Origin of the sequence: Daejeonella oryzae DSM 19973 (assembly GCF_000422945.1) — a bacterium.
GTDB lineage: Bacteria > Bacteroidota > Bacteroidia > Sphingobacteriales > Sphingobacteriaceae > Daejeonella > Daejeonella oryzae.
This window is the reverse complement of sequence record NZ_KE383964.1, coordinates 623833-643911: the sequence shown is the minus strand read 5'-3', so window position 1 is coordinate 643911 and position 20079 is coordinate 623833. Positions and strand designations below refer to the sequence as shown.

22 protein-coding genes are annotated in these 20079 nt (G+C 40.2%); 11 read left to right on the top strand and 11 right to left on the bottom strand.

Annotation, left to right across the window (positions count from 1 at the left end; translation table 11 throughout):
• Together G521_RS0116110 and G521_RS17955 are read right to left on the bottom strand one after the other, a co-directional pair.
• Positions 1-323: KUP/HAK/KT family potassium transporter (locus tag G521_RS0116110; RefSeq protein ID WP_026898851.1), on the bottom strand; the 323-nt coding region annotated here is incomplete at its 3' end.
• A 377-nt stretch (positions 324-700) separates the two neighbouring features.
• The gene (locus tag G521_RS17955) at positions 701-1429 is read right to left on the bottom strand and encodes a glycine-rich domain-containing protein (RefSeq protein WP_051189804.1); all 729 of its coding nucleotides are present in this window, start codon (positions 1427-1429) and stop codon (positions 701-703) included.
• 1187 nt (positions 1430-2616) lie between these two features.
• Here G521_RS17955 and G521_RS17950 point away from each other — a divergent pair.
• Entirely contained in the window at positions 2617-3042 is a 426-nt protein-coding gene (locus G521_RS17950; protein WP_051189803.1) for a DUF6943 family protein, read from the top strand.
• A 206-nt stretch (positions 3043-3248) separates the two neighbouring features.
• Here G521_RS17950 and G521_RS0116080 read toward each other — a convergent pair whose 3' ends face one another.
• From G521_RS0116080 to G521_RS0116065, 4 genes are all read right to left on the bottom strand, one after another.
• Entirely contained in the window at positions 3249-3431 is a 183-nt protein-coding gene (locus G521_RS0116080) for a hypothetical protein (protein ID WP_026899439.1), read from the bottom strand.
• A gap of 91 nt (positions 3432-3522) precedes the next feature.
• Positions 3523-3744 (bottom strand): hypothetical protein, encoded by a 222-nt coding sequence (locus G521_RS0116075; protein ID WP_026899438.1) that lies wholly within the window; start codon positions 3742-3744, stop codon positions 3523-3525.
• Positions 3741-4124 carry a DUF5675 family protein gene (locus tag G521_RS0116070; RefSeq protein ID WP_026899437.1) on the bottom strand — a complete coding sequence of 128 codons (384 nt, stop codon included), beginning with the start codon at positions 4122-4124 and terminating at the stop codon, positions 3741-3743. The genes G521_RS0116075 and G521_RS0116070 overlap by 4 nt, the downstream gene beginning before the upstream one ends.
• 37 nt (positions 4125-4161) lie before the next feature.
• Entirely contained in the window at positions 4162-4917 is a 756-nt protein-coding gene (locus G521_RS0116065) for a hypothetical protein (RefSeq protein WP_026899436.1), read from the bottom strand.
• A 762-nt stretch (positions 4918-5679) separates the two neighbouring features.
• On the opposite strand from G521_RS0116065, the gene G521_RS18210 reads away from it, so the two are divergent.
• The 4 genes from G521_RS18210 to xseB all read left to right on the top strand — a co-directional run bounded on the left by G521_RS18210 (position 5680) and on the right by xseB (position 8354).
• Positions 5680-5955, top strand: coding sequence for a hypothetical protein (locus G521_RS18210; RefSeq protein WP_155975840.1), 276 nt, complete (start codon positions 5680-5682; stop codon positions 5953-5955).
• A gap of 41 nt (positions 5956-5996) precedes the next feature.
• Entirely contained in the window at positions 5997-6197 is a 201-nt protein-coding gene (locus tag G521_RS18205) for a hypothetical protein (protein ID WP_155975838.1), read from the top strand.
• Between the two features lie 532 nt (positions 6198-6729).
• Entirely contained in the window at positions 6730-8133 is a 1404-nt protein-coding gene (xseA, locus tag G521_RS0116045) for an exodeoxyribonuclease VII large subunit (RefSeq protein ID WP_026899435.1), read from the top strand.
• Entirely contained in the window at positions 8130-8354 is a 225-nt protein-coding gene (gene xseB / locus G521_RS0116040) for an exodeoxyribonuclease VII small subunit (RefSeq protein ID WP_026899434.1), read from the top strand. Before xseA ends, xseB begins: the two co-directional genes overlap by 4 nt.
• Positions 8355-8501: 147 nt before the next feature.
• Here the strand turns inward: xseB and G521_RS0116035 are convergent, their stop codons facing one another.
• Positions 8502-8873 carry a winged helix-turn-helix transcriptional regulator gene (locus G521_RS0116035; protein WP_026899433.1) on the bottom strand — a complete coding sequence of 124 codons (372 nt, stop codon included), beginning with the start codon at positions 8871-8873 and terminating at the stop codon, positions 8502-8504.
• A 165-nt stretch (positions 8874-9038) separates the two neighbouring features.
• On the opposite strand from G521_RS0116035, the gene G521_RS0116030 reads away from it, so the two are divergent.
• The 6 genes from G521_RS0116030 to G521_RS0116000 all read left to right on the top strand — a co-directional run bounded on the left by G521_RS0116030 (position 9039) and on the right by G521_RS0116000 (position 13389).
• Positions 9039-9692 carry an NADPH-dependent F420 reductase gene (locus tag G521_RS0116030; RefSeq protein WP_036679511.1) on the top strand — a complete coding sequence of 218 codons (654 nt, stop codon included), beginning with the start codon at positions 9039-9041 and terminating at the stop codon, positions 9690-9692.
• A gap of 337 nt (positions 9693-10029) precedes the next feature.
• Positions 10030-10446, top strand: a complete 417-nt coding sequence (locus G521_RS18470; protein ID WP_309425084.1) for an SDR family oxidoreductase — start codon at positions 10030-10032, stop codon at positions 10444-10446.
• A gap of 490 nt (positions 10447-10936) precedes the next feature.
• Positions 10937-11383: a S24 family peptidase gene (locus G521_RS17540; RefSeq protein ID WP_051189801.1), complete on the top strand. Its 447-nt coding sequence runs from the start codon at positions 10937-10939 to the stop codon at positions 11381-11383.
• A complete protein-coding gene (locus tag G521_RS0116010) occupies positions 11367-12611 on the top strand; it encodes a Y-family DNA polymerase (RefSeq protein WP_026899430.1) in 1245 nt (414 codons plus the stop codon). Before G521_RS17540 ends, G521_RS0116010 begins: the two co-directional genes overlap by 17 nt.
• Positions 12612-12618: 7 nt before the next feature.
• The gene (locus tag G521_RS0116005) at positions 12619-12942 is read left to right on the top strand and encodes a hypothetical protein (protein WP_026899429.1); all 324 of its coding nucleotides are present in this window, start codon (positions 12619-12621) and stop codon (positions 12940-12942) included.
• A gap of 213 nt (positions 12943-13155) precedes the next feature.
• Complete coding sequence (locus G521_RS0116000; protein ID WP_245580883.1) at positions 13156-13389, top strand: TFIIB-type zinc ribbon-containing protein; 234 nt, start codon at positions 13156-13158, stop codon at positions 13387-13389.
• Positions 13390-13763: 374 nt separating this feature from the next.
• Here the strand turns inward: G521_RS0116000 and G521_RS0115995 are convergent, their stop codons facing one another.
• From G521_RS0115995 to G521_RS0115975, 4 genes are all read right to left on the bottom strand, one after another.
• A complete protein-coding gene (locus G521_RS0115995) occupies positions 13764-15821 on the bottom strand; it encodes a copper-translocating P-type ATPase (protein WP_026899427.1) in 2058 nt (685 codons plus the stop codon).
• A gap of 396 nt (positions 15822-16217) precedes the next feature.
• Entirely contained in the window at positions 16218-18914 is a 2697-nt protein-coding gene (locus tag G521_RS0115985; protein ID WP_026899425.1) for a multicopper oxidase domain-containing protein, read from the bottom strand.
• 4 nt (positions 18915-18918) lie between these two features.
• Positions 18919-19386: a heme-binding domain-containing protein gene (locus G521_RS0115980; RefSeq protein ID WP_026899424.1), complete on the bottom strand. Its 468-nt coding sequence runs from the start codon at positions 19384-19386 to the stop codon at positions 18919-18921.
• Between the two features lie 6 nt (positions 19387-19392).
• A complete protein-coding gene (locus tag G521_RS0115975; RefSeq protein WP_026899423.1) occupies positions 19393-19971 on the bottom strand; it encodes a DUF3347 domain-containing protein in 579 nt (192 codons plus the stop codon).
• Positions 19972-20079: the final 108 nt, after the last annotated feature.

Below are 20079 nucleotides of genomic sequence, written 5' to 3'. Positions count from 1 at the left end.
GCCAACAATGCAGCCCCGCCAATCATTGCCGGCAAAACCAGCCACTTTCCCCTAAATCGTCTGATTAGGGCAAACAGAGAGAATATTCCTCCCTCTCCCTTATTATCTGCCTGAAGCGTAAGGATAACGTACTTTACAGTTGTTTGAAGAGTTAGTGTCCAAATTATCAATGACAGAGAACCGATAATTAGGTCTGGATTAATAGTTTTCCCCTTGGTTATTGCGTTAAGTACATATAAAGGGGAAGTACCGATATCTCCAAAAATAATTCCTAATGCAATTAACAGACCCGCTATTGAGACCTTTGAATGATTTGTAATCATAATATGCTGTATTTTAATTAAAATACAAGTCTCAAACAGACTGATATTAGAAAAAAATAACGAAATATAATAAGCCGCAAATCAACAAATTATTCATGAATAATTTAGAAATATACTGAATGTATCAACTGGCTAATCCTATTGTCCTCGTTTGCAAAGTGGATACTTTAAAATCCCCTATTGTCCTCGTTTGCAACGAGGATATTTGATCCCTGCGATTGTATCGCTCATTAGTAAAATAAATTGTTATTCTTCTGGGTCTGATAGATTTTTAAATTCCAAAAGCAAATATGACATTTTAAAAGCGGCCAATTGTCAGGCTAAGTATTAGCTATTACATTTGATGTCCATATACTACAATCTATTATTCTGGATATTTAATCACCTCCGCCTCCACAACTTGAACTACAGGAACTACCACTTTCCGAACTATCCCCAGAATTCCCATCAGAACTATCGCTACCAGAAACATCCCAGCTTCCACTACCTCCACCACCGCCGAATTCACCCCCTCCAAATTTAACATCGCTAATTTCGGCAGATGAAAACATGGTAATAAGAGAGTCTGTTCCAACATAATTATCAGAATAAACAGAATCATTATGTTTTTTCATGGGCTTTTTTACATTTTCTATTTTCCCTTTGAATTTTGTGACATCCCATATCTCTGGCGGTGGTTCAAACCCAAATTCTTTTTTATAAAGTTCTATTGTTTGGAAATATTGTGATTGAAATGCTTCGGTCTGACTACCAACAGATACTAATTCAGGATTATGGTCAAAATCATATTGAATTATTTCCTTGCAAAATTTTCTGTAACCTGAGCTGAATAATAAATGTTCATGCCATACTTGGTCAACGACTTTGGACGGAGTTACGCTAAAATCACTTATTACTCCCAGGTATACAAATTTTTTGTACTCGTATATGGCTTTCAAAGCGAAATGTTTTCCCCAGTTAAGCTTTCTGGAAAGTTTAGTAGCAAAGGCTTTTGTAAATGGGTTTTGCCCTCCAAATTTTACAGCAATTTCATCCCACAGCTGAGTTGGAACCAGGTTGTCAAAGTGGTAGTTGGCAATATTTAACCAAAGTTCTTTTTTATCCATGTTTGTTTTTATTTATTGTTGGTTCTTTTTCTTCATCATTGTACCTTACTTCTAATATAAGCAAGCTTTTCCTAAGTAATAGCCATGGAACCGCCACATATGCGTAGGTCCTGTTAACGGTAGCCCTTTTGTCTTTCGCTCTCGCATCTATCAGGTGATGTATCGCCCTCAATAAACCTTAATTACATATATTTAATTAAGACTATGAATAATCTCCTTTGCCTCCAGCCGGTGCTACCCCTCCACAAACCCCCAAAGGCACCAGCTTCCGTCAATGCACAAGCAATAGAAAGCCAATCTCCCAACGCTCAACCCCTCCCACATTGCCTTTCCCTTGCTTTATCCCACCGCTTTGCCCACCGCACCAGGTAATAAGGCATTCCTCATTTCGTCGCCGCATAAGTCCCGCCAAAACTCATAGCCATTTTCGGTAGAAAAAATAGCTATTTCGCCTTGCGGGTAGTTTCCCTCCGCCAAGTCATCCACATCACAAAGCCTCCCTGAGCCTGCCGAAGGGCAACTATTTCGTCATGCCTTCTGACTTTGCTCCTCATTCGTCATTCGCTGCTATCTCCTGCCTCAACTCGCTCGGCCGTCACACTGAGCCTGCCGATTGAGCCAGTTTCGCCAGGCGCAGCTTCGTGTCTTGCTCGCCTGCTCCATAGTTCGGGCTGCGCTCAATAACGTTTTTGATACCGGAATAACTATTCTTTCGCTTGTGTTGTCTGCACAATCCCAACCCGCGATCCCGCAACATAGCTTTGCAGCCGTCTCCCGCCTATCCCTGCAAAGCACCCTCTCTTAACTCGCAGCCGCTTCCGTTTTCTCCCGACCCTCATAATTCCATTTCACAAAACTTCAGCGGCTCTAAACGGCTCGCCCTGCCTTACGCATTACTTACACCCAGGAAATTTCATTCTGCCAGGGAAAATTAAGGATGATCCATTAAACAAATTCACTCCCTAAAAAAATAAAAAAAAGAAAAGCAATTTACTCGGGTACGCACCACCCTCCCGCTGGGATAGTCAAGGTCAGGCTCTTCGGGTTTGAAAAAAAATCTCCACCCTGCGGGTCGTATTTTTTTCCAAAACCTTGACAATCCTCCCCTTACCCTCTTCCAAAAAAGCTTTCTTTTTTTTCTTTTTTTCTTTTGAAAATATTACGAAAAGCGCTTTAACGATTGACCTATGGATTTCAAACTCAAAACACATCGTATTGGAAAAGCCTTTCATGGCTGTTACTTCTTTATCCTTAACAAGGGATTAAACGCCGGAAAACCGCTTCTGGAACCCTGCCCCAATTGCTGGATAATCTCCATGAATTCTGAGCAGGATCTGCAGCGGCTGTACACCTTACAAACTGCTCTATGGCATTCGGGTGCCTGTAAATTTTATCTCATAGGCTCGGTCATTTTTTTCATAAGGATCCATACCATGGAACAACTTCTTAAAAGGGCCATTAGCCAGGTAAATTTTGATGATCTGGAGGAAGCTTCCTGCACCCTCAAACAGGTCCTTGAAATTGAAAACATCTTCCGGATTCAGCTCCGCTCTGCGCAAAAACTCAGAAGAGTTCTGTATTCCAGGCTTCTGAAAGATCTCGAATTAACCTGAAGTTTCATTCATTTGATTTATTTGATGCAGGTACTTTTTGAAAATCGAAATTTGTTGATTTAATAGCTTCAGCGGGCTACTTCTCAGTTAATTGTACAGGAATTGATTCTTATTCCGGGAGGAGCTATTTTATTTTTATGAAGCGATTCCCATTCGCTGTTTTCGTAGGTAGATAAAAGGGGGGCCGGCATTGCTGGTTCCCTTTTTTATTTGAATTTATCTTCCGGAAAATATCGCTTCAATAATAAAGAAACTGCATAACTTACAGAAGCGCCCACAGCAGCCAGAAATACCGTACTTAGTAAATCCGACAGGCTAAGGTTAATTAATATACTGACCAGCGTGCCTCCAATTATTCCCCAGCGACTATGTTCGGTCTGATTGTTCATCTTATAACTATTTATTAATCAGTTTTTAAATATATTTAATTAACCTTTTAATTCACTTGAATTGTAGTCCTTAATCCTTGATCTTTAATCCTTAATCTCTCTTCATCTCTTCCTCTTTCACAGCTGCCTGTCCAACCACAGCAGCTACAGCTCCTGCTGTTGCAACATATCCTGCAATGCTGATCAGACATGCCGGCAACGCAACCGGCGTCGTCAGGATGACGCCTGAAATGCCCGCTAAAACCAAACTGATCTTCTGCAGACTTTTAAAAAATAGGGGGGTCGGTGACTTCAATCTCTTTGTTATTTTCATGACCTGATGTTTAAATAAATAATTGTTTCTTTCCGGACCAATTCCAGAAGGCCCCGCATCGCCTGACGGCTTAAGATTCCGGTTCCAGGGCCGGTAATTTTGCTAACCGGTGCTATGCAACCCCGAAGCTCTTTTAATGCGTCGTTTGCCGGATGAATCAGAATCAATTCCCTTCCGGGGACGTCCCTGATCCATAAATGGGATCCATACTTCGGACTGCTTCGTTTGCTTAAAAAGTATTTTCCTTCTGGGATACAGCTTTTGCTCCACACATTGTTCTGCCAGGGAAGTTCTATGCTTTCGCAGATCCGGGTTCCATTGAAAAAAATAACACCGTTCACTCCCTGGGAATGATAGTTCCGGATTAGCGTGAGTTCCATAAGGATGCCATTCCCCTTACGGGGAAGGCTTAAATGATTAAATACCTGAAATTTTCACCAGGGCCAGTCCGTTGTATGCTCCGTTTTTTAGAGAATACATCAAACCGTTTACTTCCTGAAAAAATTCGATTCCAAAAGCAACAAATAAGGGCTTGGTGCTATTTGGTCCAATATTCAGCGTGATGGATGAGGCTGCCACCGCATTGGCATCATTCACAATTTCGTTGCTGCTGCCACTCTCGGTCTTAAATTCACCGCTTTCAAAATCAATCTCCGTAACCGCCATATTTAACTTAAAATGAGTGGTTCCTACCGGTGATCCAATGGAATTAAGAGGTACATACGCAGGGATGCTGAGCACAGCTTCACCGGTCACCCGGTCAATGGTTGCTGTATAAGGAACAAATAAAGTGCTTCCCAATTTCCCGTTCACATTAAATTCAAATCCGGTGAGTAGTTCCAGCTCGCCATCCAGAACGTTTCTCAACCCGCGGACACTCACCAGGTCAGCTTGCACAACTTTGACCAAAGCCTGAGTCAGTCGCGAAGTAACCCTCGGATCTGAAGCATTCTTTATCACATTCCTCAGTGCATTTCGAAGTAACTTCCCTGCACTTCCGGCACGCCCGAATTCAGCGCCGTTCTCACGTGTTCGAACAAACGCCGGATCACTAGCGATCCGTGTTGCATCTACCCCACCTTTTTCCCGGGCTAAATACCCGTCCTTACTTTTGTAAAAGGAAATATCCCCGATAGTTCCCTTTAGCTTGATAATACCTTTCTGTCTGGCCATAGCTTTTTTTTAAGCAAATGACCATGTTAATTCAACGCCTGTCAAAACATAGGTTCCGTTCAGAAAGTATAGAGCTATTAAATACCATAAATAACTGATTTGCAAATAATTTGTAATAATTACATTTACAGACTATTGAAGTAAAGATAGAGCATTAAATAAGCATAGATACAGCATGAAAAAGATCCCCCCGCTGCAAATCATCTATCCCAAAGACATCATGAGGCTCACCGGCAAAAGGCGAACGCTACTCACGTACCACCCACAAGAAAATCAAGGAACATTATGGAAAAGAACCCCATCAACTTCTAACTGCCTCAGAAGTTTGCCAGTATTTCGGGATCCGTAAGGAAGATTTTTTTTATTGATCTTTTGAATAATTTGTATTCAAATGTGGCTTAATAATCAGGTACTGATGAATGCCTTTTCGTATATTTTATAATAAATAAAAGCACCTACAGAATCAATCATTATGGCCATTTAAATTTATGGCAAAATCTATGGCAAAAAATTATGAATGTTTAGAATAGTATCGGTTTTATACCTAAAAACACAGTTCTAGAAAGAGAAACCGCTATTTCGTTAATGGAATGCAGAAAATATTCGAATCCTGCCATCCCGACGATACGGAATACATCCGGTAGCAAAAACCCCTTTTCTGATTCAGAAAAGGGGTTTTTTGTTTTTAGTCTATACAAAAAACCCCATTCCATTCATTTGATTTCTGACTACTTTTCTAACTACTTTTTAAATAGTCACAAAATGATATCAAAAGATTCAACTATCAAAGAATTTGACGAGCCAACTTTTGTAAAAATAAGAGGAGTCAATTTTAAAAATGGTACGATTCAAGTAAAGGTATTAAGCAGGCTGCTAAAAGATGCGCCTGATTTTGCAAGGGGTTTTATCGGTATTGCTTTCCGCATTAACAACAGTAATACTAAATATGAAAGTATTTATATCCGCCCCGTCAATGCACGGGTGAATGACCAGGTCAGGCGGAATCATACCATTCAATATTATTCTTATCCGGATTAATTCGTAAAGAATCACCGGAACTTTATGAATTCTATGCTGATATGGAAATGAATAAATGGATTTCCTTAAGGATTGAAGTAAACGGTACACAAGCAAAGCTTTTCCTGGATAACAATAAGCAGCCATCATTAATTGTAAATGATTTAAAACATGGTCCGGATTTATCAGGAGCCATTGGGCTTTGGGTCGAGACTGGTACGGAAGGTTACTTTTCTGATTTGAAGATTTCTCCAAACGAATAAAGCTTATTAAAGTACAATTTTATTATGCAGGTTATACATTTGGAAATTGGGCCCTGACAATTGAAAATAGATCTTTTTCTATATCGTGATACAATTAGTTGCTTTTTTTGAAGCAATTGCAAGTGCTCCTAAAACTTTAACGGTTAAAAAAATATTAAAAATTTCAACAGGAGCAATAAGAATTACCACATCATCCGGATTCAGAAATTTTACCAATAGTTGCAAGTGCAGGCGCAATTGATGCCTGTGCTCTTTATAGATCAACGCTCACCGATGAAATGGATGCTCAGTGGTTTACCAAAGTCAGAAAAATTAAGGCTATGGATTTCCCGAAAACTATTCATGATTTGGGGGCTTTCTACAAGATCCCTATTGTCCTCGTTTGCAACGAGGATACTTGAAAATCACAATTGTATAGCCCGTAAATACTTATAATAACTACGGAAAGAAAATCTGCTTTCCCGGTCCTTAATCCTCCTTTTTCTATTATATTGCTGAAAACCTTACTTTACAAAAAACAAATCATCCTCAAATGCCCGAATTCCTAGCCGACAAAAAAATATTTACCCTGCTGGAGGTAACCAAAAGCATTCAGAAAACCATTGCCGAAAGGTATAGAAGTACATACTGGATTAAGGCGGAGATGAACAAACTGAACTTTTACAGCCATTCTGGTCATTGTTACCCGGATCTGGTGGAAAAAGTAAATGGTAAAGTGATCGCACAGGTAAGATGCAATCTCTGGAAAGACGACTACAGAAACATCAACAATAACTTTCTGAACGTATTAAAAGAGCCTTTAAAAGACGGAATCAAAATATTATTTCTGGCCCGGATTTCATTTGACCCCGTTCATGGCCTCTCACTGCAGATCCTTGATATCGACCCCTCGTACACTTTGGGTGATCTGGAAAAGGAAAAGCACGACACGATAAAAAGGATGAAAGAGGAAGGAATTTTCAACCGCAACAAAACGTTGCAAATTCCGCTGCTCCCGCAACGCATCGCCATTATATCGGTCGAAACCAGTAAAGGATATGCAGATTTCATGGGAGTGCTCAATAACAATTCATGGAATTATCATTTTTTCCACCTGCTCTTTCCATCGCTGCTGCAGGGAGAAAAAGCAGTTGATTCGATTATCAGGCAATTAAAACGAATTGAAAAAGTAAGATCACATTTTGATGTAGTAGCCATTATCCGGGGTGGCGGCGGTGATGTCGGATTATCCTGCTATAATAATTATGACCTGGCTAAAGCGATCGCCTTATTCCCTATACCGGTGATTACCGGAATCGGGCATGCTACAAATGAAACCGTTGTAGAGATGATTTCATTCTCAAACGCCATCACCCCTACCAAAATTGCCGAATACCTGCTGCAAAAATTTCATAATTTTTCGGTACCCCTACAAAAGGCCAGGGAAATAATTACGGATAAGTCCCGGCGACTTCTTTCTGATGAAAAAACCAAATTCCAGTCAGAACTGAAACTCTTTCGGTCGGTAACAGAAAATATTTTAATCCATCAGCGAAATCAAATCAGGGAACAGGTTTATTCCCTGTCCCGGCAGTCAATATTTCTCTTTAAAAATGAAAAAGAATACCTGGGAAATCTGAAAGAAAATATCAAAAAAGGCACTTTCAGTTTGTTAGGATCTGTAAAACAGGAAATCCGGCAATTAACTATGGATTTGAAAAAAGATACTTTTACTCAGCTGCTAACCGGCAAATTGATACTCGATAACCTGGAGAAAAACATCAGCAATATGAGCCCACAGAATGTCCTCAAACGTGGTTACAGCATAACCCTCCATAATGGCAAAGCCCTAAAAAGTTTTCAGAACGTAAAACTGAACGATGAATTAGAAACCATCTTATTTGATGGAAATATTCATAGTATTGTGAAATCCTCACAAAAATCAAAGGAACAATGAGCGACACTCCCAACTATACCGAAGCATTCGAAGAATTACAAACCATTGTTCTGGAAATCGAGCAGGGCGAAATCTCCGTCGACGAACTTTCTGAAAAAGTAAAAAGAGCCGCTCTGCTCATCAAAATCTGCAAAACCAAACTTTCAACCACCGAAGAAGACGTAAATAAAATTCTGAAAGAACTGGATTCAGCTACACCCGATTCTAACCAGGAATTTTAATTTTTATGTTTGTTTAATATCTGAAATAATTGCTCAGTTATTTTCAATTATTTTATCGATTGTATGATTTATGTTGATTAATAAACAATCATGAAAGTGACCTCATTAAATATCTTAAGTTTGAATAGGCAGGTCTATTTTAGACTTTTAGATTACTTCAAGCATTTCACCATCTGTTTCGCCTAGACTGCGACCCCATTTAGCAATAGATTCAATCACCGGAATCAGGGTTTTTCCAAAATCGGTTAGGGAATATTCTACTCTGAGGGGAATTTCTGGAAAAACTTCACGTTTTATTAAACCATCCTCTTCCAGAGCCTTAAGTTGGATTGAAAGCATTTTTTCGGTAATATCCGGAATCTGCTTTTTCAATTCCCCAAAACGTAGTGTTTGATTCCTGAGATACCAAAGAACGACAGTTTTCCATTTACCCCCAATAAAATTCATAGTAATATCTAAAGCACAATGAAATGTTTTTTCATGAAGTTTAAATACGTATTCTTTATCTTTTATAATCATAAAGTCATCAATGCAACTAATTCCATACTGTTATAATTAACAGTTATTGCAAAGATAAAGTGCAGTATTTAGTTTTGCAACTATACAAAGTACAGTAACTAATCAAAATTTCTGGGGAGGTGAATTTATATTGTAAAGATGAACCTATTATAATTAATTATTAAGATGAAGAAAATAGCAGTATTAGGAACCGGAATGGTCGGAAATACCATCGGTACAAAACTTATTGAACTTGGATATACCGTCATGATGGGTAGCCGAAGTGCAAATAACGAAAAAGCACAGGCATGGGTAGCTGCCGTCGGCGAAAAGGCATCAGCCGGAACATTTGAAGATGCAGCCAAATTTGGCGAGATTATTTTCAATTGCACAAAGGGTGAAGCATCACTGGAAGCTATAAGAATGGCGGGAATTGAGAACTTTACAGGAAAAACGGTTATAGACATCGCAAACCCACTTGACTTTTCAAAGGGTATGCCTCCATCATTAATTCCGGAATTATCAAACACCAATTCGCTGGGCGAAGAGATTCAAAAATTAATTCCGGATGGAAACGTTGTAAAAACCTTAAACATTGTGAATTGCGAGGTGATGGTTGATGCCAAAAGAAGCGGTGGGGATCCAACCATGTTTCTTTGTGGAAATAAAGCGGATGCTAAGGAAGAAGTGAAAACTATTCTTCAGCAGTTTAGCTGGTCCGATATCATTGACTTGGGAGATATCACCACCGCCAGAGGAACCGAAATGCTTCTCCCGATTTGGTTGAGAACCTGGTTTGCAACCGGAAACGGATACTTCGCTTTCAAAATTGTTCGATGAGATAAAAATAGGAAACTATGAGTAAAATTGTGCTATTAACAGGCGGCAGTCGCGGCCTTGGTAAAAATGCAGCATAGCGCCTGGCCGAAAAAGGGTATGATGTGATTCTAACTTACCAGTCAAAAGAAGATGAAGCGAGGCAGGTCATGGCCGAAGTTATCGCTGCAGGCAGAAAATCAGCGTCACTGCAGCTGGATATATCGGATATAGCTTCACTGAATAAGTTGGTCTTAAGGGTAAAAGATTCATTAAGAGAGCAATGGAACACTGACAAAATCGATGTATTGGGGCAAGCATTCCATTTGCCGAATCATTAGAGGAGGATTTCGACTTGCTCATGAACATTCATTTTAAAGGAGTGTATTTTCTTACTCAAAAGATCCTGCCTCTTTTAAATGATGGCGGGAAAATAATTAATGTTTCAAGCGGAACTACACGTTTCTGCGTACCGGGATACTCAATTTACGCATCAATGAAAGGTGCCATAGAAACTTTCACAAAATATCTGGCAAAAGAGCTTGGTCCGAGGGGAATTACCGCCAATGTTGTTGCTCCTGGTGCAATTGAAACCGATTTCTATAATGCAGCAATACGCAATAATCCCCAAATGAAAAGTTTTCTGGCATCACAAACCGCCTTAGGCAGAGTTGGCGAGGCTGAAGACATAGGTGGCTTGGTTGCTTTTCTTTGTTCAGAAGATGCACGATGGATTAACGGACAGCGGATTGAAGCGTCCGGAGGCATGTTTTTGTAACCGCTATGGATTAAAAAATAAATAGTCGGGATGACATTTTGATTATTATCCCGACTTCTTCTCTTATTGTCCTCGTTTGCAACGAGGATACTTAAGCCATGTAATTTAATCGCCCACAATAAACTCTAATTGAAAGATCTGACCATCAACCTCAAGACTCTTTAAAAAATGACTTTCATTTCTTAGGATATTCCATATCTTCATTCTATCAAAAAAAGCATTCCATCTCATCCTTCTTGTAAGCTTCTTCAAGACAGTTTCCAGACAAAATACAATCCAAGCATCAGAAGCAAATAAACACATCAGAGCTTCTCCGCCATAGCATCCGGTTAGATCAATCCACCTTAACAACAATGTTTTAATCCATCCCACTAAAAATTCAAAACAACAAATTATTTCCCTCTAACACAATCACCTATAAAAATCAAGAAGTACCTAAGCTATAACTTTGCTAATTTTATTAGTATTTTTACAGCACAATCACTCACCTATGCTTCGCCAAATAGAATCCCACAAAAACCTCGAATTAGAACCCATTGCAGATCCCGGCCAGGTCAGCGGCTTTCAGTCCCCTGCTGCCGATTATCAGGAAGACAGGCTTCATATCCTGGAAAGGCTGGTTTCTGATCCCCTAAATACATTTTACTTTGAAGCCGCTTCGAATGAAATGGAGCAGTTCGGCATAAAAACCGGAACCCTGCTGGTGGTAGATCGTTCTAAAAAACCTTCCGGCGGAATGATCGTCATTGCATGGCATCATGGCGAATGGCTGGTCCGTCAATTAATCACGCATGTTAAAAAGAAGTACCTCACTACCGGCAAAGAAGAAGACGAATTTGTGGAAGTAAATACAGAAACTGGAATTTTAATCTGGGGAGTAGTTACCTGGAGCTGTTGCCCGCAAATGGAGGTCAAGAAATATGTACGCACTGATTGATTGCAACAATTTCTATGCATCCTGCGAACGCGTATTCCGTCCCGCACTCCGTACAAAACCTGTCATCATATTAAGCAATAATGATGGCTGCGCCATCGCCCGCAGCCAGGAAGCAAAAGACCTGGGTATTAAAATGGGGACGCCATTTTATCAGATGGAAACCTTAATCAAAGAACACGAGGTAAGCGTTTTCAGCAGCAATTACACCCTTTATGCCGACATGAGCGCACGGGTAATGAATAACATAGCCCGCTTTACCCCCGACGTGGAAGTTTATAGCATCGACGAATGTTTCATCAAACTGAATGGCATGAATGATCTTGAAACCTATGCAGGGAAGATCAGGGAAACAGTCATTCGCAATACCGGTATTCCAATTAGTATTGGAATAGCACCCAGTAAAACGCTTGCAAAAATTGCCAATAAGCTCGCAAAAAAGGGAAGCGGGATCTTCATATTAGACACTCCGGAAAGAATCACAGAAGCGTTGCAAACATTTCCCCTAAAAGATGTTTGGGGCATAGGCGCTCAGTACCATAAAAAATTACTCAACCAGGGAATTGAATTTGCAGAGCAGCTGCGGCAGATGCCCATGGAATGGGTCCGCACAAATATGACGATCCAGGGCGTGCGCATGTGGGACGAACTTTGGGGCCGGGCCCGAATTCCTTTCGGAGCCTACCCCGAGCGAAAAAAAGGAATTTGCTGCAGCAGATCTTTTGGAAAACTAAGCGGAGATCTTTCTGAAATTTCTGAAGCTGCATGCAGCTATGCCAGCCGGGTGGCAGAAAAACTTCGGAATGATAAAAGTTGCGCCACCCTGATTTCTGTCCGTTTGATTACCAATCAGTACCGAACAGATCTTCCCCAATATTTTGAAGGAATAACCATTCCCTTAAACCATCCATCCAGCAACACCCCCGAAATTGTAAAGGCGGCAATCAAAGCCTTAAAGCTGATTTACAAGCCCGGTTACAAATTCTTAAAAGTAGAGATTCTGGTTACAGGGATCATTCCCGAAAACGAGGTACAGTTGAATCTCTTCAGCACTTTTGACGGGACTCGCCAGAATCAGGTTAGCGAACTAATGGACAAACTAAATAAGCACTATGGCAGTGGCACCCTGCGCCTAGCCACGGAAGGCTATAAAAAAGCCTGGGCCATGAGAAGAGAACATTTAAGCCCATCATACACCACCAGGTGGAACGATATATTAAAGGTCATTTAATTGCTAAATGACTGAAAACATCATGTTCACTTCATCTGATCTTCATATTCAGGATATAATTTTAATAAAAGACAAAAAGAACATGGATGTTTTTGATATAAGGGTTAATCTAAGAACAGATGAGGTAAAGCTTTTTGTCGTGCCCTTTGAAATTCGTTCAGCATCAGCAACAATTGGGTATTTACTTGTCCGGAATAAGGAGAGCCTTGGATCCATATTTTTAGGCAGAAATTATCAATGGACCACCACTGAAATCCTTCCATGGGATGCAGAAGACTTGCAGCTGATAGGAAAAGAGATCGAGTCTCTCTACTTTCTGTTCTGTGAATAATAATACTTGAAATTCCCAATCTTCAAGGCTTGCCCTGATTAATGTATTCTTTTCTTTATTTAAAATATCCCCTTGTAAACACTATGTGACTAATAAATAATCTATTTTACAGACAACGTTTAAAAAAATTTAGCATCATATTTGATAATAAAACCACATCAGTAACTAAACTAAATACATATGAAATGTCCTTCCTGTAATGAAACATTGTTAATGAGTGAAAAAAGCGGTGTTGAAATTGATTATTGTCCGAGTTGCAGAGGAATATGGCTGGATCGCGGAGAACTTGAGAAAATTATGGAGCATTCTGCAAATCACTATTCCAAAAAAGAGAATTACGATAAAGACTATAAACAGTACGGCTACAAAGACTACGACAAAGATTATGATAAACGACATCCTCATACTAAAAAGAAATCTTTTTTAAATGATTTTTTCGACCTCTAATAAAGCATATCAGTATTAATCCTGATGGTTTTAATTGGGCTTTACTTATGAACAATCCTCGATCCCGCAAGCGTCCCGCTTGTGGGATTTTTATTCAATTTCAATTGAGCTAATACTCTTATTGTCCTCGTTTGCAACGAGAATACTTGAGCCATCCGATTTAATCGCCCACAACACCCAGCGCCTGGCAACGGAAGGCTATAAAAAAGCATGGGCATGAGAAGAGAACATTTAAGCCCCCTCAGATACCACCAGGTGGGACGATATATTAAAGGTGATTTAGAGAGTTATACTTTAAAAACAATTGCATCTTTTAAATATTGCACCATTTTACCTCTTCAGTGCAAATAACCTATCCCTTATACCATAACCTCTTAATTTTTCACCCTCAACAAACTAGCATTGATGGCAACAACAATGGTGCTAACCGTCATCAAAACTGCTCCGGCCGCGGGGCTTAATAATATACCCCAGTTATGCAATACACCTGCCGCCAGGGGCAAAGCTACTACGTTATATCCCGTAGCCCAGATCAGGTTTTGAATCATTTTACGGTAAGTAGCTTTACCAAATAAGATCAGGTTCACCACATCTTTTGGATTGCTGTTTACCAAAACTATACCTGCCGTTTCTGCGGCAATATCACTGCCGCTTCCAACAGCTATTCCCACATCAGCAATAGCTAAAGCCGGTGCATCATTTACACCATCGCCGGTCATAGCTACAAATTCGCCCTTTCCTTGCAGCTCCTTAATTTTTTCTAATTTTTGATGAGGCAATACTTCGGCAATAAAACTATCCATTCCTAAGGTTTCACTTACACTTTTTGCTACTTTACTGTTATCACCTGTAAGCAGGATTGATTTGATATGGTTTTGTTTTAAGGTTTTTATCGCTTCCGCGGATTCAGGACGAATCTCATCAGACAAGGCAATATATCCAGCCAATTCATTGTTTATAATTACAAATACAACCGTTTCTGTATCATTGGCACTGAAACCATCCGCAACATCAATCTTATTTTCCTTTAAATAGCCCGGACTAACCACCAATATCTTTTTCCCCTCTACTGTGGCTTCGACACCTTTACCAGTGATGGCATTAAAATTTTCTGTTGCCGGAACAGTGATCGATAAGTCTTTTACTTTTTGCAGGATGCCTGTAGCAATAGGATGTTCTGATTTTTGCTCCAGTGCAGAAGCTAAACGTATGATTTCATTTTCCTTTATCTCTTTTTGCAGGGAAACAATTTTTGACACTTCAAACTTTCCAACGGTAAGCGTACCTGTTTTGTCAAATACGATGGTGGTGATTCTCCTGGAATTTTCAAAAGCGGTTCTGTTCTTGATCAGCAATCCACTTTGCGCAGATAGCGCAGTTGATTTTGCAACCACCAAAGGAACTGCTAAACCCAAGGCATGAGGGCAACAAATAACAATTACGGTAACCATTCTTTCCATGGCAAATGCCAACGATTGCCCGGTTAAATACCAATATAAAAATGTGCTGATCCCCGAAAGCAATGCAATTATGGTTAGCCACCTTGCTGCTTTGTCTGCTAATAATTGTGTGTTCGATTTAGAATTTTGCGCATCTTTTACCAGTTTAATTACCTGTGATAAATAGGAATCCTTTGCACCGTGGGATACGGTCACCTTAATGGCCCCGGTTCCATTAATGGAACCGGCAATTACTTTATCTCCTATTATTTTATGCACAGGCTTTGATTCTCCAGTAAGCATACTTTCATTCAGGTAGCTCTCCCCTTCCAATATTACACCATCGGCTGCAACCTTTTCACCCGGTTTAACAAGAATGACATCATTTTCCTTCAGCGTATCAGTCTTTACATCATGAACCATATCAGGCATTACCATGTGGGCATCCGATGGCATCAACTGAACCAATAACTCCAATTCTTTTGATGCCCCTGCAACGGATTTCATTTCTATCCAATGCCCCAAAAGCATAATAAGAATAAGTGTTGCCAATTCCCAGAAAAAATCCATCCCCTGCAAACCAAATACAATAGCTACGCTGTAAAAGTATGCTACTGTTATGGCAAAGCCGATCAAAAACATCATACCCGGATTTTTCGCTTTGACTTCATCAACCAAACCCTTTAAAAAGGGCCAGCCTCCGTAAAAAAACACGATGCTTGATAAGGCAAACAAAATATAATGTGAACCAGGAAACTGCCATTCCACCCCAATGAAATGCTGTATCATTTCTGATAAAAGCATGATGGGAATAGTTAAAACCAAAGTCACATAGAAACGCTTTTTAAAATCAGCAATCATCATGGCATGATGGTCATGGCCCTCCATACCCATAGAGGGATTGTCTCCATGCTGCATGCTGCTGTGATTCATTTTTGAAGGACCTGTAGCGGGCTTTTGTGAACTGGCTTTTGGTAGCGGTTGATGCTTCATTGCCTATCTTAAATTTGTGTTTATTGAACTAAAATGCCTTTATTGTTTTAAATAAAAGATGCCCAAAGGATACATAAAGTTGGAATACAATATTCTTTAATTGTGTGCTTTTTGTGGAAACCTTGCTTTTTTCCACCTTCTTTTACCAGAAGGAGGCTTATCCGGAAGCTCTCTTTTTTTAATATGAAATTCAAAAAGCTAATTTTGATCACTTCTTTTTCATGAAAGTCATCAGCACGCAACACAGGCATGAAACTTATAATTTAATGAACCTGCCAGGGGAATGACTATTGGGATCATGTATCTCACACAATTCCTGGCCTATATCCCTCTCTTTAGTCAGCTATTATCATCTAAATATAATCATTCCCGGATTCACACATCGGTGGCCATTAATTAATAGGTAAAAGTAATTCCTCCGCCATAACCCATATCGCTATCATAATGAGTAGAGAACCCAAAGTATTTCGTTACAATATATCTCAAACCGGCCATGTACTCTTTGTCTGTGTTTCCCATTAAACTCATCCTCAACCTGGGCGCAACTGGTATATCTTCACGCATCAGCTGAAAGCGGAATTTTCCTTTACTATCCACCCTGGCTTCTGCCATTACCAGCATGGGAAGAGTATACTGGACACCTGCAACAAAAGCCTTTCTGTTTGTTTGATTGCTCAATTGTCCAAACAGGTTTTTTTCACGTTCATTCCTCATGCTGTTATAATGATAATCAAACCCAATGAATGGAAATAACCATTGCATTCTGCCAATATACCGCCCAAAATAAGTTTCGCTTTCATTGCCATGATCCGATTTTAGTCCAAGCCTCCATTCTGTAGAAAATCGATAACGGGTATTTGCTACCATAAATTCTCCGTCGCTGCCATTGCTTTCCAGACCAACCTGGGCCATTGAATGGAACATCCGGTCATCCCTGAACAATTTCCGTTGTGCCAGTTTCGGGTTCGGGATTTCCGGATTTGGGGGAGAGTTTTCATAGCTGATTACCCTACCCATACCGCTCATCATGTGGTACAGGATATGGCAATGGAAAAACCAGTCGCCCCCGGGTTCTGTAGCTGCAAATTCAATAGTGTCCCGCTCCATCGGCATAATGTCAAGAACATTTTTCATTGGTGCATTTTCGTCCTGATCGTTCAAAACCCTGAAATCATGCCCGTGCAGGTGCATCGGGTGGCGCATCATGGAATTGTTAAAAAGGATGATCCGAACATTCTCGCCTTTTTTGATCAAGATTTTATCACTTTCGGATACCGTTTTATTGTCAAGAGTCCAAACATACCGGCTCATGTTCCCTGTAAGGTCAAACTTTAATTCTTTCCAGGATCCATCAGGCAGGGTGGTTTTTTTGGGATCTCTTAACATATTGTAATTGAGCGTAACGATATCCGCGGAAACTGGTTCCATATTCATTCCCGCCATGCTGTTAGTATCAGGCGTTTGCATGGACTTCATATCATCAGCCTTTTTAACAGCTGTGTCCGAAGTAAGAGGATGCTCCTTTGGATTTTCCTCACCGGTTATTTCGGGATACATGACGGTGTTCATATCCATAATCTGGTTTTGCATTTTCATGCCTTCCATTTCAATCATGTTGCCTTTCATATCCATCATCTCGTTCATCATTTTCATTCCGGCAAAATATTTCAGCTTAGGCATTGCGCCGGCGGCCACTTTTTCCCCTTTTCCCAGCCATAATGAGGCCGATTTGGTTCGATCTTCGGGGGTGATCAGAAATTCATAGCTCTTGTTTTCTGGAATAGTTAGCACTACATCATATGTTTCAGATACGGCTATTATCAACCGGTCAACTTCCACAGGCTCCACATCATTTCCATCAGTTGCAACCACGGTAATCTTACCGCCCGCATACTTCAGCCAGAAATAATCTGATGCACCGGCATTCGCTATCCTCAACCTTACCTTGTCTCCAGCTTTAAATTGAGGTTGTTCATTCTGGTTCTTTCCGTTTATCAGAAACGTACCATAATAAACATCGCTAACGTCCATCGCGGTCATCCGCTTCCATTCATTATTTACTTTGGTTTTAAAATTTCCTGTTTTAATGGCTTCCAAATAACTTTGGGTAGCACCCTTTTGTATGGCAAACCAGTCGGTGGCCGTGTGCAGACTGCGGTCAACTTCGTGCGGGTTCATGTCTGTCCACTCACTTATTACTACGGGCAATGTAGGAATGTCCCATTCTTGCCTTTTATTCATGATAAATGCACCGTACATTCCTATTTGTTCCTGTAGTCCTGAATGACTGTGGTACCAATGGGTGCCATGTTGTATGATCGGGAACTTATATACGTAGGTAGTTCCGGGCTCAATTGGCATCTGGGTAAGATATGGCACCCCGTCTTCCTTATTTGGTAAAAACAGGCCATGCCAGTGCAGGGAAGTCTTTTCCTTTAGATTATTGTGGACATAGATTTCGGCGGTATCGCCCTGAGTAAAAGTCAAAGTAGGCATTGGAATTTGACCGTTTACCGCAATGGCCCTTTTGGATTTTTTACCAAACGTAACCGTGGTATCTGCAATGTATAGATCGTAGCGGACTGTACGAGGCGGCCTCTTACTTGCAATTGTTTTTATAGGTCCCAGGTTGGCCTTTGCTATTTTTATATTGGCTAGGGTTGCGTTATCATCGCCCATCTCCGTCTCGTGCATTTCATGACCATCCATATTTTCCGTCTTTTTCGTCGTGTCTTTCATGTGCATTTGCATTTCAACAGGCTTTTGGATAGTCGCTTTTGGCTTATCTTTAACCGCATTCTTTGTACTTGGCTTCTTACGCGAAGTTTGACTTTTAGCCTTACTTGTCGTTTTGGCTGGTACGCTTTTTTTAGCCGGGAGAGGTGTTTTAGTCTGAGTTGTTTTACTCTTCTGAACGACCAGTTTCATCCCGCATTTAGGACAGTTGCCGGGATTGTTCGTCTGTACTTCCGGATGCATTGGGCAAGTATAACTAACCTGCTTTTTTGCTTCAAGCATATTATGACCTTCATGCTGTGCGAATGCGAATTGTCCGAAAAAAAGCATCAGCACTACTATTAATATTCTTTTCATCATTTTACTTATTTAGTGAAAGACTGTCTCTTGTTTTGGTTGCCCAATTGATAATGAGAACTTTTTCTTCATTGGAAAGCTTCGCTTTAACATGCATCCATGTAAAAGAAGGTAAGGGCATCGTTCCATCTTCAACACTTCCAACTATTGATTTTAGCTTACTTTCCCGCATTCGGTTTGAATAATTACCAAACTCACTGAAATTCAATTCCTCTTTCCCTTTTTTAATATGAGATGCCATCCACCAGCTTACGGGTTGAATTCTGGAGTACCAGGGATAAAGGGTATTATTACTATGGCAGTTGTAACAGGAAGTTTGCAAAATAGCCTGCACATTTTGGGGCACATCCACTACTTCGGTTAATGCAACGGATAAAACCTGCCCATTGTCCAGATTACGGGTAGGTTGAATGAACTGGATGATCAGCATTACAATCAATAAAATCAATAGTCCCGGTTTTATCCAACTCATCCGGGTTTAATTTAATTCTTCCTTTACAGTCCCACATGTAGGCATTGATTGTCCCAGATAAGGATTCTGCACTTCTTTGGTTTCGCTAAGCCAGTTGGCACCTTTATTATTGTTATACATTGGGCAATTAGTATAATACAATTTCTGGCCGGCACCCATTTCTTTTACCAAATCGTAAATATCCTTACTTAATATTTCAAAGTGCTCGCGTTGATGATCAATTTTACCTGAGTTGTCAGCTATATGAGTCGCATGTTGAAGGGCATCCTCTTCTATATCATTGTACACTTTAGCTTGCTCTGTGGTTAATGCTGCTTTATCAAAACTGCCAAATGCGTTCACCATATCTTTGGCTGCAGTAGCGGCTTCTTGATCGTTGTCTTTGCTTAGGGCGTTTTTGATTTGCAGGTAATTGGTCAATAAGCCGCTTATTGAACCTGCAGCTGTTTTTAAATCTTCTTTAGTACCCTGATCTACAGTGGAGGTAGAAGACGTATTTTTATCCATTTTTGTTGTTTGGTTACCGTTGTTGCAGGCTACAAAAAAAAATGTTGATAAGGCTATGCTAGAAATTAATGTTTTCATTTTTGAATATTTAAAACTGAATTGAAAATTGTTTTAAAATTACCGACAGCATTTTTTAATAAAAAGGAAGCGGAAGATCATTTTCAGAATTGTGAATGTGGTTTTCAT

Excerpts from the sequence above, each read along its gene's own strand:
- G521_RS0116000 (WP_245580883.1), top strand. The coding sequence starts at position 13,156 with ATGAGTGAAAAAAGCGGTGTTGAAATTGATTATTGTCCGAGTTGCAGA.
- G521_RS18205 (WP_155975838.1), top strand. The coding sequence starts at position 5,997 with ATGGAAATGAATAAATGGATTTCCTTAAGGATTGAAGTAAACGGTACA.
- G521_RS0115985 (WP_026899425.1), bottom strand. The coding sequence starts at position 18,914 with ATGAAAAGAATATTAATAGTAGTGCTGATGCTTTTTTTCGGACAATTC.
- G521_RS18210 (WP_155975840.1), top strand. The coding sequence starts at position 5,680 with ATGATATCAAAAGATTCAACTATCAAAGAATTTGACGAGCCAACTTTT.
- G521_RS0116010 (WP_026899430.1), top strand. The coding sequence starts at position 11,367 with ATGTACGCACTGATTGATTGCAACAATTTCTATGCATCCTGCGAACGC.
- G521_RS0115975 (WP_026899423.1), bottom strand. The coding sequence starts at position 19,971 with ATGAAAACATTAATTTCTAGCATAGCCTTATCAACATTTTTTTTTGTA.
- G521_RS0116065 (WP_026899436.1), bottom strand. The coding sequence starts at position 4,917 with ATGGCCAGACAGAAAGGTATTATCAAGCTAAAGGGAACTATCGGGGAT.
- G521_RS0116080 (WP_026899439.1), bottom strand. The coding sequence starts at position 3,431 with ATGAACAATCAGACCGAACATAGTCGCTGGGGAATAATTGGAGGCACG.
- G521_RS0116030 (WP_036679511.1), top strand. The coding sequence starts at position 9,039 with ATGAAGAAAATAGCAGTATTAGGAACCGGAATGGTCGGAAATACCATC.
- G521_RS17955 (WP_051189804.1), bottom strand. The coding sequence starts at position 1,429 with ATGGATAAAAAAGAACTTTGGTTAAATATTGCCAACTACCACTTTGAC.
- G521_RS0115995 (WP_026899427.1), bottom strand. The coding sequence starts at position 15,821 with ATGAAGCATCAACCGCTACCAAAAGCCAGTTCACAAAAGCCCGCTACA.
- G521_RS17950 (WP_051189803.1), top strand. The coding sequence starts at position 2,617 with ATGGATTTCAAACTCAAAACACATCGTATTGGAAAAGCCTTTCATGGC.
- xseA (WP_026899435.1), top strand. The coding sequence starts at position 6,730 with ATGCCCGAATTCCTAGCCGACAAAAAAATATTTACCCTGCTGGAGGTA.
- G521_RS0116070 (WP_026899437.1), bottom strand. The coding sequence starts at position 4,124 with ATGGAACTCACGCTAATCCGGAACTATCATTCCCAGGGAGTGAACGGT.
- G521_RS17540 (WP_051189801.1), top strand. The coding sequence starts at position 10,937 with ATGCTTCGCCAAATAGAATCCCACAAAAACCTCGAATTAGAACCCATT.
- G521_RS0116035 (WP_026899433.1), bottom strand. The coding sequence starts at position 8,873 with ATGATTATAAAAGATAAAGAATACGTATTTAAACTTCATGAAAAAACA.
- G521_RS0115980 (WP_026899424.1), bottom strand. The coding sequence starts at position 19,386 with ATGAGTTGGATAAAACCGGGACTATTGATTTTATTGATTGTAATGCTG.
- xseB (WP_026899434.1), top strand. The coding sequence starts at position 8,130 with ATGAGCGACACTCCCAACTATACCGAAGCATTCGAAGAATTACAAACC.
- G521_RS18470 (WP_309425084.1), top strand. The coding sequence starts at position 10,030 with ATGAACATTCATTTTAAAGGAGTGTATTTTCTTACTCAAAAGATCCTG.
- G521_RS0116075 (WP_026899438.1), bottom strand. The coding sequence starts at position 3,744 with ATGAAAATAACAAAGAGATTGAAGTCACCGACCCCCCTATTTTTTAAA.
- G521_RS0116005 (WP_026899429.1), top strand. The coding sequence starts at position 12,619 with ATGACTGAAAACATCATGTTCACTTCATCTGATCTTCATATTCAGGAT.